A 13,886-nucleotide genomic window follows, 5' to 3' on the forward strand; every position below is an offset into this window, starting at 1 on the left:
TTATGTACTTACTGTCTTTAGAGCGCATGGGGATTTCTAGTTATCAAAAGGATGTCCACGGTGCAGTAAGATTCATAAATTCAAACTTATATGAGAAAAGAAAGATTTTTCAGACCACCGAGGATGTAAAACTAGTAACAAAAATGTTTCCTGAAGGACATATTTATCCTTCAGGAACCTATATTTTTGAAGATTACAATTATGAAGCGCATGAGTACTTTACTGATGTTACGAGTAATTCTGAGTTACTTGATCAGAAGAATAAATTCAGGCCTCTTGGGAGCATAGAAGGAATTGGATTTTATTCTGGATTAAATAGTGCAGAGTTTTGTGAGAAGCCTTACAAGAATCTTCTTGATAGTATGGGCTTTAGATATATAGAGCTAAACGATGCAGATATAAGAAATGGGAAATTACAAGGTATTAAGCTTCTAATTGTGCCTGGAGGGCCTGATGCCGGTGAATCTTATTATGCAGGTCTTGGAGAAAAAGGGTTCTTGGAAATTAGAAATTTTATAGAAAGTGGTGGAAGTTACTTAGGGTCTTGTGCAGGTTCCTACCTACCTCTTACATCAGAAGAAGAGACAACTGAAAGCAGGATATGGCTAAATATAGTAGATGCAGATGAAAATGATGGCCTAGATTATTGGAGAACAGGAGCTGGCCTCGTAAGGATATCTGTAAAAGATAAAGAACCTGTAGCCTATGGAATATGCTATGGGAGAAAGACAACTATGGATGTAATGTACTGGGAGGGTCCTATATTCAAAGCAAACAGTTCTTCTATAGAAGTTATCGCTTATTATGATGAGTTTGTAGCTTCTGGCAGTGAGAAGCCTGGTTGGGATGTAAGTAGTAATTCCGTTGCTGTAGATATGATGAACTGGTGCAATCCCTTAAATAAGGAGAGGTTTAACTACTACATGAAGGATAGGCCAGCGGCAATAAAGACAACTTACGGCAAAGGTAAATTGATACTTTTTTCTTTTCATCCTGAGTTTGGATATATATATAATCCATATGAGCAAGATATTATACATTTATTTATATCTAATTCAATATACGAATTGATGGCCTAAGCATAGAAATATAAGGAGTTTAGTCAAAAATAAAGATTTATAAGAATAAGTAAGAGGAGTGAAGGTTATGGCATTAGATAATAAATTTAACGATACGTTGTACTATGAGAGTGAACCTTTGGAAACTAGTTTTCAAATCATACCGTCGGAGACTGCTCTTTTAATAGTAGACTTACAAAAGCAGTTTGTTTTAAGAGATTATGGTGATGCGCTTGTATTCAAGGAAAAAGGGATTTTTGATAAGTGGATTCCTTTCCATGATAGATTGGATAACATTGTAGTGCCTAATAATAAAAAATTACTTAATTTATTTAGAAGTCATAAAATGGAAGTGACTTATGGAAGGATAGCTTGTCACCATACGGATGGAAGGGATAGGTCATTGGTACAAAAAAGGTCTGGTTGGAATAATATATTACTTACTCAAGACTCTTATGGCGCAGAGATAATAGATGAACTTAAACCTTTAGATTCTGAGATAGTAATAAATAAAACTACGGATAGTGTAACAGTAGGAACTAATTACTGCAGCATTCTTAGGAACATGGGAATACGGACTGTGGTTGTAACAGGCATAGTAACAGACCAATGTGTGGCCTCTACTGTTAGAGGGCTGGCAGATGAGGGATTTAATGTAGTAGTAATTGAAGATGGATGTGCAGCTGCTACAGAAGATGTCCATAATGCCGAATTAAAAATTATCAATAAAATATACTGTGAAATACTTTCAACAGATCAGGTAATTGAGCTAATGAATAATTTGTAGAGTAATAATAGATTGTTTGGAGGGATACAATGTTACATAAAGTAGGGAATGAGAATGTAATATATAAGTTTTCAAAGAAAAATCATAGTGTACTATCAGTAAATTCTGGTGATGAGGTTGAATTTGAAACCTTAGATTGTTTTGCTGGACAAATAAAGGAAGACAACTATGAGATAGAGGGGTTAGACTGGGATAGAATTAACCCTGCTACAGGTCCAGTATATGTTAACGGTGCAGAAAAAGGAGATGCTCTTAAAGTTACCATAATAAAAATAGAGGTTAAAGGCACCGCCGTTATAGCTACAGGTAAGGATATGGGAGTTCTTCAAAGTGAATTTGGAAAATCCTATGTTAAAGTTGCAAAGATAGAAGAGGATAGGCTTATCTTTAATAAAGCTGTTAAAATTCCTATAAAGCCTATGATTGGAGTTATTGGTGTAGCACCGGAAAGTGGTGAAATAAGCTGTGGGGCTCCAGATAGCCATGGCGGAAACATGGACAATAATATGATCAATGAGGGAGCTATGATTTATTTTCCTGTTGCTACTGAAGGAGCATTATTTGCATTAGGAGATGTTCATGCTGTTATGGGAGATGGTGAAATAGGTGTAACTGGGGCAGAAGTTAGTGCAAAGGTAACTGTAAAGCTGGAAGTTGTAAAAGGTCTAAAAATTGGTAATCCAATGCTGGAAAATGATGAATATTTATCAACTATAGCTGCTTCGGAGGATTTAGATGAAGCTGTGGAGATATCAATTTCAGATATGTTCTATATTCTTAGAGGAAAAACAGAAATTAAAGATGAAGAAGTTGTAATGCTCTTTAGTCTTGTAGGTAAAACCGAAATATGTCAGATTGTTGATCCGAAAAAAACTGCAAGGTTTGTAATGCCTAAATCTATGCTAAAGAGTATAGGGTACTTAGGGCTTTAGGTTAGTAATATAGTTATCAAAGGTTTCAAATAAAAAACGATACGGTAAAAAGTGCTTCATCTTTAGAGAAGTAGTACTTTTTACCGTATCTTTTTATATATAAAGATTAAGTAAAAGCTACAGATTTATCGTATAATAATAGTAAGATTATGATCAAAGAACATCTTCAGTAGATAATATTAATTTAAAATAAGTTAAAATTGAATGGAGAGAAGTTACTTGAAAGAGAAGATTTCTATTCTAATCCATGGATACAATAAGAATAAAAATGATATGAGCACTCTATCGGAAAATCTGAAAAAGTTAAATCACAAGTGTATTTCAGTAAATTTGCCTTTAACATATAAGGAAATTGATCATGCTGCTTTCATATTCGAAGAAATTGTAGAGGAAACTTTAAAAGAAATAGGGCAAGATGAAAAAGTTAACCTGATTGGACACAGTACAGGAGGGTTAATAATAAGAAATTATTTATTAAAGCCTAAAAATAGAGATAGAATAAATAGCTGTATTTTGATTGCTACACCTAATAATGGTAGTGAACTAGCAGATATGGCGTCCAATTATTTTAACGTTCTTACTTATATTTTTAAGACTTTAAAATCTTTGAAAACGGAAAATGTAAGAAGGATTAACTTTATCAATGATGAAAGAATCAGAATAGGTGCTATTGCAGGAAAAAATAATAAACTTTTATTAGGAAAATTATTAAAAGAAGAAAATGATGGAAGAGTCACAATAAACTCGGTATATTATGAGGGATTGGAGGACTTTGTTATTTTACCACATCAACATAAAGAAATACATTATAAGTGGGAAACAGCAAAATTAATAGATAACTTTGTTGAAACAGGAAAGTTTACTTCAGAGTGCAAACTAAGTGACTATGGAAAGATCTTTATAAAGGGGAGAGAATATTGTTAATAAAAAAATTAAGCATAGCTCAAAAGATGTTTTTAGGTTTTGGTATAGTTATTTTGATAATGGTAACGGTGATAGGAAACAGCTATGTGAATTTTTCTAAAGAATCAGAAGCTATTGAATGGAATGTTCACACATATAGAGTAGTTCAGGAGTCTAATAATTTGCTTACCAGTTTAATAAATATGGAAACAGGGGCAAGAGGATATGTAATTACTGGAAATCAAAGTTTTCTCGAGCCATTTAATCAAGGAAAAGCTTCCTATGAACAACATTATAGTAAACTCAAAGAACTTACTGCAGATAACCCTGAACAGCAAAAACGATTAATTGATGTTCAAAAACAATATGAACAGTGGTTAGAATGGGAAAAAACCAAAATAATAATTAATAGACAGAAGGTTACTTCAGGACAGGCAAAGTTAGAAGATCTAATTGCTATTGTCCAATCTGGTGAGGGCAAGGCAATGACAGACAATTTACGTTCAATCCTTGAAGAAGTTAACAAAGAAGAAGCGCTATTGAAAAGTAAAAATATAGATCTTATAAAAATGGAAAAAGAAACAAGAGCTATCATGCTAATAGGTGGAGCTTTAGCAACTATTGCTGCAGTTATTATAGCAAGTTTAGTAATTAGAATGATTGTTAACCCGGTAAAAATTGTAACAAAAACATTTAAAGAAATAGCAGAAGATGATGTAAACTTAGAAGCTAGGTTAAGGATTCATTCTGAAGATGAATTAGGTAAAATGGCTAAATATTTTAACATATTTATGGCTAAGTTAAAGGAGTTAATTGATGAAAATAGAAATCAAGGTTGGCTAACAGCAGGTAGGGCAGAATTAAGCGAGAAGATACGGGGAGTACAAGAAATTAATGAATTAAGCCTAGAGATAATCAGTTATATTTGCAAATATATAGATGCTCAAGTTGGCACGTTCTATATTAAGACAGGGGACAATACATTTAAATTATATGGCAGTTATGCTTACAACAGTGGTGAAGATTTACCTAATGAATTCAATGTTGGTGAAGGATTAGTGGGACAATCAGCTCTGGAAAAGCAGACTATTATAATAAAAAATGTACCACAGGATTACATGAAAATTGCTTCAGGAATTGGTGGAGCAGTTCCTAAAAATATTTTAATTGCTCCTTGTATTTACCATGATGAAGTTGAATGTATTATAGAACTAGGTTCATTTAATGAATTTACTGATGTACAATTAAAATTTATTCAACAAGTTAGTGAAAATATAGCTATAAGTATTAATTCAACAAAAGCGCAAACAAAAATGAAGGAACTTCTTGATAAGACTTTAGTACAGGCTGAGGAATTGCAGGTTCAGCAGGAGGAATTAAGACAAAATAATGAAGAATTAGAGGAGCAAGCTGAAATTTTGAAACAATCTGAAATGAATTTGCAAACTCAACAGGAAGAATTGAGGGTGTCAAATGAAGAGCTTGAAGAACAGACTCGAAAATTACAACTGCAAAAAAGAGCTATAATTGAAAGTAATGAAAGATTAAGAAAAGCAAATTCTGAAATAGAGGAGAAAGCGGAGGAGCTTGAAGTTGCAAATAAGTACAAATCCGAATTCTTAGCAAATATGTCTCATGAACTAAGAACTCCTTTAAATAGTATTTTAGTTCTTTCACAGTTACTTGAAAATAAGAAGGATAACGAGCCTTTAACAGAGAAACAGCTAGAATATGCTAAAACTATACATGCATCAGGTAAAAATTTGCTTAGACTTATTAATGATATTCTGGATTTATCTAAAGTAGAAGCTGGTAAGATGGATATTAATTTTGAAAAAGTAAATCTAGTAGAATTAGCTGAAGATATAGAACGATTGTTTAGTCCTATAGCCTTACAAAAAAGCCTTGACTTTAAGATTGAAATTGAAAAAGGGTTGCCGAAGGAAATAGTATCTGATAGACAAAGGCTTCAACAGATAATAAATAATTTGTTAAGCAATGCTTTCAAATTTACTGACCATGGATCTGTTACAATGAACATATGTAGGCCTAAAGAAAGTGATATAGTAAAGTTTGGTGTTAAGGGTGATATTAAAAAGCTAATAAGTATAGAAGTAAAGGATACTGGAATAGGGATACCATTAGATAAGAAGAAATTAATTTTCCATTCCTTTAGACAGGTAGATGGGACAATTAGTAGAAAATATGGTGGAACAGGACTTGGGTTATCCATCTCAAGAGGGCTTGCCTATTTACTTGGTGGAACAATTTATTTAAAAAGTAATGAGGAAGGGGGCAGTGAATTTACTTTAGTTATTTTGAATAGCAATGGTGATGCTGTGGAGCTAAATACAGAGAAAAACCAAGAGGAAGATCAATCTTTTAGCACTGTTTTAGAAGAAGTAAATCTATCAAAAAATAATAGTGTTTCTTTAGAGAAGAAAGCTGACTATAAAGAGATTCAAAGAGGAGATGAAAAGCTGCTTTTAATAATCGAAGATGATGAAAAGTTATTAGGCATACTATCTGAATTAGCTAATAAAAAAGGTTATGAAGTTCTAACTGAAAGTAACGGTGAGGAAGGAATTAAGTTAGCAGAAAAATATAAACCAGATGCTATTTTGCTCGATATTGGATTACCGGATATCAATGGATGGAAGGTTATTGACAAGTTAAGGAATATACAAGGTACAAAAGATATTCCTGTTCATGTAATCTCAGGCAAACAGGATGAAGATTCTCATAAGAAATTAGAAAATTTGGTATGATATCTTAAAAAGCCTGTAAATTTACAAGAACTTTGCAATTTATTTGATAAAATTGAAAATAACATATCAAAGGACCTTAAGAAGCTTCTTATTGTTGATGAAAATAAAGATCAAACTAATATAATATATGATAGTTTAAGGGAGAGAGGGTTTCAGGTAACAACGTCAGAAAGTGGATTAGATGCATATAACTTACTGAAGGCTGAACAATTTGATTGCATGATATTAGATTTAAAACTTAAAGATATGAGTGGGATGGAGCTTCTAAATAAATTAAAATATGAAGATATGATAAATTTTCCTATTCTAATTCATACAGAGAATAATATTACGCAGGAAGATGAAGCGCAACTAAAGAAATACGCAGAAAGTATTATAATAAAAGGAAAGAGTTCCGTTACAAGGCTTCTTGATGAAGCAAATCTATTTTTTCACAGTGTAGATTCAAAGATAGATAAGGAGCAAATTAGACATATAAGATCTACCCATGAAAAGGAAAGCTCTTTAACAAATAAAAAAATACTTATTGTGGATGATGATATGAGAAATGTTTTTGCTCTAACAAGTGCTCTTGAGGAAAAGGGCATAAGTGTAATTGTTGGACGTAATGGTGTAGAGGGTATTAAAAAACTACAGGAGAATCCTGATACAGATTTAATCTTAATGGATGTGATGATGCCTGAAATGGATGGATATGCTGCAATGAGGAAAATAAGAAAAGAAGAAACATTTAAAAATATTCCCATTATAGCTATTACAGCTAAAGCAATGAAGGATGACAGAGAAAAGTGTATTGAAGCTGGAGCCAATGACTATTTAACAAAACCTGTGGATATTAATAAACTTATTTCACTTCTAAGGGTGTGGTTGTATAAATGAATCAGGATGAAATAAAAGGAAGAATTGAAAGTGAAGATATCGAGATATCGCTACTATTGCAGGCAATATATTTAAAATATGGTTATGATTTTAGAAATTACTCAAATGCTCATATGAAAAGGCGTATTCTTAGGAGGATGTCTAAAGAAGGATTGACTAGAATTTCAGAGATGCAATATAAATTATTATATGATAAAGAATTTTTTAAAGCATTGTTATCTGATTTCTCTATTAATGTTACGGAAATGTTTAGAGATCTAAGTACTGCAGAAGTAGATTTTATGCCAAAGGCAGCTATAAAGATTACAGAAGTAGATTATATACTTTCTTTAAATAAAATAAGTGATAAGCTAATTGAATTAGTGGGAGATATAAATGAAAAATAAAAGTGATATTAATATATTAATTGTAGATGATAGACAAGATAACTTACTTGTTCTAGAAAGTTTACTTGAAGATATGGATTGTAATATTATAAAGGCAACGTCAGGGAATGAAGCTTTAAGCCTATAGAGCCAATTATTCTTCAAAGTAAAGTTAAAGTTTTTCTAGAACTTTATAATCAAAAGAAATTAGTAGAGGAACAAACTAGATTACTGGAATTAAAGATTAAAGAATTGTCTGAGCTCCAGAAAGCTAATTTCAAATTAGAGAGTCTTTCCACATTAGATGGGCTTACTGGTATTTCAAATAGAAGAAGTTTTCATAATTATATGGATATGAGCTTAAAAAATTGCTTTAGATCGGACAAGCCAATATCATTAATAATGGCTGATATAGATTTTTTTAAAAACTATAATGATAATTATGGTCATCTCAAAGGTGACGAATGTCTTATTAAAGTCGCAAAAGCTATGGCATCAAGTATAAAGAGACCACTAGATTTTGTAGCAAGGTATGGTGGGGAAGAATTTGCTGTAATATTACCTGAAACAGATGAAGATGGAGCAATGGTTATAGCGGAAACAATAAGAAAAGATATAGAAGCGCTGCGAATTACTCATGAACACTCCTCTGTATCACCTTATGTTATATTGAGTTTAGGAATTAAAACAATTGTACCAAAGGTCAATTACTCTATAAATGAGTTTATAGAAGATGCAGATAAGGCTTTGTATAATTCAAAATTAAATGGACGTAACCAAGTAAGTATTCACAAATAGGAAGATATAATATAAGAAGTAAGCTCGGTAGGCAAGTCCTCCCGGGCTTACTAAGTTTTAATAGTTAATGAAGTGAAAACTTGAATCAGATGGAGTTTCAAACTCCATCTGATTCTTAGTTGAGCGAATCCTGGGATGTAGCCGCTCGCAACGTACACTTTGAAGAAAAGCAGAGAACCAAAATCTATGATTTTGTGTGAATCGCTTTCACAGAGTGCGTATGGGAGTATTAGAGAGGGTAGTCATCGGATAAAAAAATAAGCACTAGTATTTCTACTAATGCTTGTATAAAAGGGTTGGTCTACAATTTTAGTTTGATTTCCTCCAAGTTATATTAACTTAGGACAATTATTATTATATATCATTTATAAAAATATTGCAATATTAATAAAATAAATATGCATTAATTAACAAATTGTTAAAATGTAAAGTTTGTTTTTGTGAATTCACCATGTAGTATCCCCGTTATGACTATACAATAAACTTATTTACTATACTTGCAATTTTTTGTGAAAGCTCAGCCTGGCTTTGTGAAGAATGTGCTATATCTTCAATTGTTTTAGCAACCTCATTCACACTTCCAAGTATCTCTTCGGAACCGGATGCAGATTGTTCTGCTGTGGAAGCGGCATCTTCAACGGCGATATTTACCTGGGATACTATCTCTTTTATTTGTTTTAAGGAGTCGTTTATATCATTTGACATACTATTTATCATTTCAGCATCCTTCTCATATTGAATTCCTGTATCCATAAGCAATTGATAGTTAGGTACAACTACATTTGCCATGTAATCAAGCATTTCAGTACCACTATTAGAGATGTTATTAAAAGCCTTTTCTACTGCAAGTACCATTTTGTTAATACTCTGAACTGCCTTTGAAGATTCTTCAGATAATTTTCTAACCTCATCAGCTACAACAGCAAAACCTCTTCCTTGTACTCCTGCTCTTGCTGCTTCAATTGCTGCATTTAGAGCAAGAAGATTTGTCTGTTCTGATATATTTGCAATAGATGCTGCCATAGTTTTAACTTCAGAAACAACCTTCCCATCTTCAATTGCCTTTATAATATTTTTTTTCTTTTCATCGTATATGACTTTACCTTCTTCTATATTCTTAGAAGCTTTTTCTTTTATATCAACTGCACGTTTTTTTATTTCATTTGAGGACTGTGCTGCATCATTTGCTTTATTGGAAAGTTTACTTATGTTTCCGTTTATTTCCTGAGTGGATGCACTTATTTCTTCTGTAACACTGCTTAAATTTTGAGAGCTTTCAGCTATTTGATCTGTTGCTTCATTTACAGAAGACATTATTGATGAAATTTCTTCTGTAGTTGCAGACAATTCCTGGCTTGTAGAATTCATATGCTCTGTGCTGTTCATTATTTCTTTTACTAGAGCTTTTATACTGTCAGTTGCATGATTTAACCTTTGAGCTATCGTACCTATTTCGTCTTTACTGCTAAGTTTTATTGGTTTATTTAAAATTCCGTTGCTCAAATCTTCACTGAACTTTAAAATTTTATTAATTTCTCTTATTGAAGAGTTAGTAATTTTCAATCCTAATAATATAGATATAATAAAACTTATTAAAGTAACAGAGGCTATAATCAAAAGAGAAGTTTTATATGTCATATAACTTGAATTATTTCTATTATCTGCTTTTTTTACAGTAATATTAACTAACTTTTCAACAGTTTCAGTTAATTTACTTCTATAAGATGCTGATTCTTTATTTAAACTCATTGCCTCATCATATTTTCCTTGAGACATAAGATTGAATATTTCATCGCATATATTTCTCCAATCTTTTAGCTCAGTGTCCAGTTCATCCAGTAAGATTTCTTCTTCAGCAGTGAGATTGGATTTTTTATAGGTACTTATAATTTCATTATTCTTATTTCTATACATAGTGCTAGTGTTTATTGTAACTTGAGTTTTATTACTGTCTCTGCTTTCTACAAGATTTATTATTTCAAGCCTTAGATGCATTGTATTAGCATTGAGTTCCTCCAAGTTTTTTAGATTTTTCAAATCACTATTATATAATGCATTTGATACTGTAGTCATCTTTTTCATACTAGTTCCGCCAATTATACCTGCGATTAAAACAAATAGTGATGCAAATAGAAATCCTAATAACAATTTTTGTTTCATTTTTAAGTTACTAAACAATTCCATGATAACCCTCCTAAAAATAACTATTTATATAAAATTTATAATATAGAATATTAATTAATATAAATTATTTATTAATATTTTATATTATACAGTATTATTTGGAAGAAGAAAAGTTTTAATTATGATATGTTAAATAAATTAAACCAAGGTAGCTAGTTATAAGAGTACAAAAACTACTAAAAAAAGTTTATAATAGTAAAGAAGAAAATAGATAGGAGTAGAGGCTAATTGGAAAAACAAAAAAACAAGTATAGGTGGGTTGTTTTTGGCGCAGTATTATTTTCTTATTTTATAATCGTAAGTCAAAGAACAGCACCGGGATTAATTTCAGATCAATTAATAAAAGATTTTAATGTGACATCATCCATAATTGGATTATTGGCCAGTATTCAGTTTTTGGCCTATTCTAGTTTACAAATTCCCATTGGAATATTGTCAGATCGTTATGGCCCCAATTTTTTTCTTATTACAGGGACACTACTTAGTGGTTTAGGTACTTTAATTTATAGTGCTGCAACAAATGTATTGGTTCTGTTTCTTGGTAGACTATTGGATGGAATGGGAGATGCAGCGATTTGGATTAACTTAGTATTGATTTTAAGTCAGTGGTTTAAAGCAAGAGAGTTTATTGGATTGCTTGGTTTAGCTGGAATGAGTGGAAGCTTTGGGTTCTTAGCGGCAACTGTTCCTTTTTCAGCATGGATTTCTTTATCTGGTTGGAGAATTCCGTTTTTTGTAACAGGAATTATTTTATGTCTTTCTGCCATTCTTCTTTATTTTGTTCTTATTAGGAAACCAAAACAAATGGGAAAGAACTATTCTGCAATCAATCCTAGGGAGAAGGAATATAAACGTGAAAAAACTATTGTTATCTTAAGGCGCATATTTTCCCAGCGTCAGGCCTGGGCAACATTCTTATGCCATTTTGGTCTTGTAGGTACATATGTTGGTTTTATTGGCTCCTGGGCAGTGCCATATGGAATGCATGTATATGGAATGACCCGTTCAGGTGCAAGTCAGCTCATCATGATAGGCCTTATCGGCGGTCTTATTGGTGCTCCTTTAACTAGTTTGATTTCTAGCCGATTAGAATCTATCAAAATCCTTTATGTTATTGCTCATTTTATTAACCTTGTGAGTTGGAGTACTTTTATTTTATTCCATGGAAAACCTCCATTTTTTATATTAGTTATCCTTTTCCTAGTTATCGGTTATTGTAATGGAGCGAGTACTTTGACATTTGCAGCTGTCAGGCAATCTTTTCCTATAAAAGAAGTAGGTGTTGTTTCAGGATTTGCAAATACGGGAGGATTTTTAAGTGCTGTTTTATTACCAAGTATTTTTGGAAAAGTACTAGACCATTTCCATACTGCTTCAAGTAATGTTGGATATTTTTACGGTTTTATTATCCCGATTATATTCTCAATGCTTGGTTTAGCTGGTGGAATTCTTCTTAAGAAACAGCATCAGGAAGCAAAGTAGTTAGAAGGGGTAATGAGGGAAGATAATACTTAAATAGATCAAAAGCCAATGCTTAACAATAATAAGCATTGGCTTAAAATTTCTAAAATAAATCATCCAAAATATCAGTACTCTTATTTTGACACCTATCTCTCGATAGGTGGGTGTCCTCACAGATGCCTCAATCGCCTTCAATGCCGTAAAAGGACTCACAAGAAAGTACATTTCTTCATCTAAATATTGGACTCCCGAAGCTTAAATGTAGGTTCAAAATAAGAGCTTAGCGAGTATTTCAGAAATATGGTCTATGTATATCGTGCACCCTCTGTCGACAGTTACCCTACTGGCGGTACAGATCAAGTTAGCTCAAACCAGGTTGTTCCACGGCACTCAGAAGTGATCACTTACCGCTGCTTCCTTCCGGATCTGACGGAGTTCATGAGCTTCTGTCGCATGGGACCCAATTCTCAATACTACTTTGATCAGGCAGACCCAACAGACTAAAGCCTATAGAGGGAATTCAATCTTGCTGTAGCGGATTGCAGGTTACAGGGCACCGCTAGCTCCCCATCTAGCACGAATTCTATCTTTAAATTAGTTATTTCCTTGCTGTGAGACTATAATAACATAATTAAAGTCCTTGTACAAGGGATATATGACTAGTAATGTTATCCAATAAAATCAGTAGCTTATAGATGCGATTGTCTTCTAATAGTACAAAAGCTTATAGAATAAGTGATATTAATATCTAACGACTAGGTATTGAGAGTATAGATTATTTGACAAGCATTAAAACCAATAAAAAGTAGGTGTAATAGTTTACAAAATAATGATTAAATGTTAGTGTTATACATAAATAAATAGGACAAGGTATAAGAAAAGTATAGATCTGTATCATAAAAACTATTAAGAGGTGATATAAAATGAATATTGAAGGTGTTAATTATCCTTCTGATTCTGAAGCTAAGAAATCATTGGTAGATATTGGACGAAGAATATATGAAAAAGGATTTGTAGCAGCAAATGATGGAAATATTAGTTGTAAAGTTGATTCTAATACCATATGGATAACTCCCACAGGTGTTTCTAAAGGGTATATGACGGAAGATATGATGATAAAGATGGATTTAGATGGGAAAATAGTAGATGGAAAATTGAAGCCATCATCTGAATTTAAAATGCATCTTCGTGTTTATAAAGAAAATCCTGACGTTATGGCAGTTACACATGCACATCCACCTGTTGCTACTTCTTTTGCAATTGCTGGAATCAGCTTAGATAAGGCAATTCTTCCGGAGGCAATTGTTCAATTGGGGACAGTTCCAATAGCTCCCTACGCTACGCCCGGATCACAAGGTATTCCTGATTCAATTGCACCCTTTTGCAAAACACATAATGGTGTGCTTTTGGCACATCATGGTGCATTAAGCTGGGGTAAGGATATATATCAAGCCTTTTATAGAATGGAATCAATTGAGTATTATGCTAATATACTTATGTACACAGGCTATATAATTGGAAAACAAAACGAACTTTCTCATGATCAAGTTGAAGAACTATTGAATACCAAACGTAAATTAGATAATTAATATGATAAAAATATTTAGGACTGTATATAGATTTGTGTGAAAAACCAATTTATATACAGTCTCTTTTTATCCAATGACTACCCGCTCTAATACTCCCATACGCACTCTGTGAAAGCGATTCACACAAAATCATAGATTTTGGTTCTCTGCTTTTCTTCAAAG

General features: G+C 32.4%; 12 protein-coding genes and 1 other RNA gene. 11 read left to right on the forward strand and 2 right to left on the reverse strand.

Translation table 11 applies throughout. From position 1 onward, the window contains the following. The first annotated feature begins 2 nt into the window (after nt 1-2). From CLMAG_RS27250 to CLMAG_RS27285, 9 genes are all read left to right on the forward strand, one after another. Nucleotides 3-1,079 (forward strand): BPL-N domain-containing protein, encoded by a 1,077-nt coding sequence (locus CLMAG_RS27250; RefSeq protein ID WP_066630269.1) that lies wholly within the window; start codon nt 3-5, stop codon nt 1,077-1,079. A 67-nt stretch (nt 1,080-1,146) separates the two neighbouring features. Beyond that, nucleotides 1,147-1,845 carry a cysteine hydrolase family protein gene (locus CLMAG_RS27255; RefSeq protein ID WP_066630271.1) on the forward strand — a complete coding sequence of 233 codons (699 nt, stop codon included), beginning with the start codon at nt 1,147-1,149 and terminating at the stop codon, nt 1,843-1,845. A gap of 29 nt (nt 1,846-1,874) precedes the next feature. Continuing rightward, nucleotides 1,875-2,777 carry an acetamidase/formamidase family protein gene (locus CLMAG_RS27260; RefSeq protein ID WP_066630273.1) on the forward strand — a complete coding sequence of 301 codons (903 nt, stop codon included), beginning with the start codon at nt 1,875-1,877 and terminating at the stop codon, nt 2,775-2,777. Between the two features lie 219 nt (nt 2,778-2,996). Next, nucleotides 2,997-3,701 (forward strand): esterase/lipase family protein, encoded by a 705-nt coding sequence (locus tag CLMAG_RS27265; RefSeq protein WP_066630275.1) that lies wholly within the window; start codon nt 2,997-2,999, stop codon nt 3,699-3,701. After that, nucleotides 3,695-6,448, forward strand: coding sequence for a CHASE3 domain-containing protein (locus tag CLMAG_RS27270; protein WP_066630277.1), 2,754 nt, complete (start codon nt 3,695-3,697; stop codon nt 6,446-6,448). The genes CLMAG_RS27265 and CLMAG_RS27270 overlap by 7 nt, the downstream gene beginning before the upstream one ends. A 90-nt stretch (nt 6,449-6,538) precedes the next feature. Further along, entirely contained in the window at nt 6,539-7,327 is a 789-nt protein-coding gene (locus CLMAG_RS27275; protein WP_278331812.1) for a response regulator, read from the forward strand. Further along, nucleotides 7,324-7,713 (forward strand): protein-glutamate O-methyltransferase CheR, encoded by a 390-nt coding sequence (locus CLMAG_RS27280; RefSeq protein WP_066630281.1) that lies wholly within the window; start codon nt 7,324-7,326, stop codon nt 7,711-7,713. Before CLMAG_RS27275 ends, CLMAG_RS27280 begins: the two co-directional genes overlap by 4 nt. Next, on the forward strand, nt 7,703-7,840 hold the full coding sequence (locus tag CLMAG_RS32045; protein WP_139264224.1) for a response regulator: 138 nt from the start codon (nt 7,703-7,705) through the stop codon (nt 7,838-7,840). Before CLMAG_RS27280 ends, CLMAG_RS32045 begins: the two co-directional genes overlap by 11 nt. Before the next feature lie 104 nt (nt 7,841-7,944). Then, nucleotides 7,945-8,490 (forward strand): GGDEF domain-containing protein, encoded by a 546-nt coding sequence (locus tag CLMAG_RS27285; RefSeq protein WP_066630283.1) that lies wholly within the window; start codon nt 7,945-7,947, stop codon nt 8,488-8,490. A gap of 471 nt (nt 8,491-8,961) precedes the next feature. Here the strand turns inward: CLMAG_RS27285 and CLMAG_RS27290 are convergent, their stop codons facing one another. Beyond that, entirely contained in the window at nt 8,962-10,674 is a 1,713-nt protein-coding gene (locus CLMAG_RS27290; RefSeq protein WP_066630285.1) for a methyl-accepting chemotaxis protein, read from the reverse strand. A 228-nt stretch (nt 10,675-10,902) separates the two neighbouring features. Here CLMAG_RS27290 and CLMAG_RS27295 point away from each other — a divergent pair, with 228 nt between their 5' ends. Then, entirely contained in the window at nt 10,903-12,156 is a 1,254-nt protein-coding gene (locus CLMAG_RS27295) for an MFS transporter (RefSeq protein ID WP_066630287.1), read from the forward strand. A 293-nt stretch (nt 12,157-12,449) separates the two neighbouring features. Here the strand turns inward: CLMAG_RS27295 and ffs are convergent. Then, nucleotides 12,450-12,715, reverse strand: an RNA gene (gene ffs / locus CLMAG_RS27300) — signal recognition particle sRNA large type. 343 nt (nt 12,716-13,058) lie between these two features. On the opposite strand from ffs, the gene CLMAG_RS27305 reads away from it, so the two are divergent. Then, on the forward strand, nt 13,059-13,724 hold the full coding sequence (locus CLMAG_RS27305) for a class II aldolase/adducin family protein (RefSeq protein ID WP_082832113.1): 666 nt from the start codon (nt 13,059-13,061) through the stop codon (nt 13,722-13,724). Nucleotides 13,725-13,886 lie beyond the last annotated feature (162 nt).

This window comes from Clostridium magnum DSM 2767 (assembly GCF_001623875.1).
Classification (GTDB): Bacteria; Bacillota; Clostridia; order Clostridiales; family Clostridiaceae; genus Clostridium_AM; species Clostridium_AM magnum.

Excerpts from the sequence above, each read along its gene's own strand:
- CLMAG_RS32045 (WP_139264224.1), top strand. The coding sequence starts at position 7,703 with ATGAAAAATAAAAGTGATATTAATATATTAATTGTAGATGATAGACAA.
- CLMAG_RS27255 (WP_066630271.1), top strand. The coding sequence starts at position 1,147 with ATGGCATTAGATAATAAATTTAACGATACGTTGTACTATGAGAGTGAA.
- CLMAG_RS27260 (WP_066630273.1), top strand. The coding sequence starts at position 1,875 with ATGTTACATAAAGTAGGGAATGAGAATGTAATATATAAGTTTTCAAAG.
- CLMAG_RS27250 (WP_066630269.1), top strand. The coding sequence starts at position 3 with ATGTACTTACTGTCTTTAGAGCGCATGGGGATTTCTAGTTATCAAAAG.
- CLMAG_RS27290 (WP_066630285.1), bottom strand. The coding sequence starts at position 10,674 with ATGGAATTGTTTAGTAACTTAAAAATGAAACAAAAATTGTTATTAGGA.
- CLMAG_RS27305 (WP_082832113.1), top strand. The coding sequence starts at position 13,059 with ATGAATATTGAAGGTGTTAATTATCCTTCTGATTCTGAAGCTAAGAAA.
- CLMAG_RS27280 (WP_066630281.1), top strand. The coding sequence starts at position 7,324 with ATGAATCAGGATGAAATAAAAGGAAGAATTGAAAGTGAAGATATCGAG.